Below are 1,779 nucleotides of genomic sequence, written 5' to 3'. Positions count from 1 at the left end.
CTCCGGACCCACACCCCGAGCGATCAGCGCATGCGCCAACCGATTCGCCCGAACATTCAACTGACCGTACGTCAGCTCTACATCGCCACAGACGAGCGCGACCGCATCCGGCGTCGCCGCCACCTGCGCCGCGAACGCCTGCGGCACCGGGACGGCGCCCACCTCACGGGCGGTCGCGTTGCCACTCTCCAGGAGTCGGCGACGCTCACCGGCGTCGAGGAGGTCGATCTCCCCGATCGGCTGCTCCGGGTCGGCGGTGACCGCCTCCAGCAGGAGCGTCCAGCGCCGGGCGAGGGCGGCGACCGTATCCCGGTCGAACAGGTCGGTCGCATACTCCACAGCGCCGACGATCCCGGCCGGCCTTCCGTCCGGCCCGAACCGTTCGGCGAGGTTCACACCGAGGTCGAACTTGGCGGTTCCGGTGGGCACTGCGTAGGTGGCGACGTCCAGGCCGGGCAGCGAGAAGCGGCCCATCGGAGCGTTCTGCACGGCCAAGACGGTCTGGAACAGCGGGTGGTGGGATAGCGACCGGGACGGGTTCAGCACCTCCACCAGGTGCTCGAACGGCACATCCTGATGCGCGAACGCCGACAGCGCCGTCTCCCGCACCCGCCCCAGCAACTCGGCGAAACTCGGATCACCGCTCGTGTCCGTGCGCAGCACCAGCGTGTTCACGAAGAACCCGACCAGATCGTCCAGCGCCTCGTCCGTGCGCCCCGCGATCGGACTGCCGATCGGGATGTCCGTCCCCGCACCCAACCGCGTGTACAACGCGGCAAGGCCCGCCTGAAGCACCATGAACAGACTGGTGCCGGTACGCCGAGCCAACTCCACCAGAGCCGCATGCAGTTCGGGACTCAGCTCCAGGCCGACCTGGTCTCCGTGCCAGCGGGCGACGCCCGGCCGCGACCGGTCGGCGGGCAGCTGGAGAAGCTCCGGAAGGTCGGACAACTGCCGCTTCCAATAACCGAGTTGTTCGGCAAACCGACTCTCCGGATCGGCGGCGTCACCGAGCAGGTCGCGCTGCCACAGCGTGTAGTCGGCATATTGCACCGGCAGGACCGGCCAGCTCGGCGTGCGACCCTCGTGCCGAGCGGCGTAGGCCGCGGCGAGGTCGCGGGCCAGCGGGCCGGTGGACCAGCCGTCACCGGCGATGTGGTGCATCACCACCAGCAGCACATGCTCCTGCGGTGCGAGCGCGAACAGCTCCGCCCGCAACGGCAGTTCCACCGCCAGGTCGAAAGGCTGCCGGGCGAACTCGGCAAGCCGCTCAGGCAGTTCGGCCTCCGACACCTCGGTCAACCGCACCCGGGGCCGGGTCGCGCCCGGATCCAGGACACGCTGGCACGGTACGCCGTCGACCTCCGGGAACACCGTCCGCAGGCTCTCGTGCCGGGCCACCACGTCGGCGAGCGCCTCGTTCAGCGCCGCTGTGTCCAGCGTCCCGGTCAGCCGAATCGCCAGCGGAATGTGGTAGGTCGCGGCGGTGCCGTCCATGCGGTGCAGGAACCAGAGCCGGCGCTGGGCGAAAGAAAGCGGTACCGCTTCCGGCCGTACGTGCGCCGTCAGCGCCGGGCGGGCGCGCCCGGCCTCGGCCAACGCTTCGGCCACTCCCGCCGCAGTGGGCGCCTGGAAGAGCGCGCGCAACCCCAGCTCCACGCCGAGCACCGAGCGAATCCGTGCGACCAGCCGGGTGGCGAGCAGGGAGTGCCCGCCCAGGTCGAAGAAGTCGTCGTCGACCCCGACCCGCGACGCGCCCAGCACCTCGGCGAACAACTC

At 70.6% G+C, this 1,779-nt stretch carries 1 protein-coding gene; it reads right to left on the bottom strand.

Going from position 1 to position 1,779, the window contains the following annotated elements:
- Nucleotides 1-1,779, bottom strand: a 1,779-nt coding sequence (locus ACFVYE_RS47235) for a condensation domain-containing protein (RefSeq protein ID WP_389609772.1), incomplete at both ends; no start/stop codon positions are given.

Source organism: Streptomyces sp. NPDC058239 (assembly GCF_042882185.1).
GTDB lineage: Bacteria > Actinomycetota > Actinomycetes > Streptomycetales > Streptomycetaceae > Streptomyces.
Note: the sequence above shows the minus strand (reverse complement) of the source record. Positions and strands in the feature narration are given on the sequence as shown.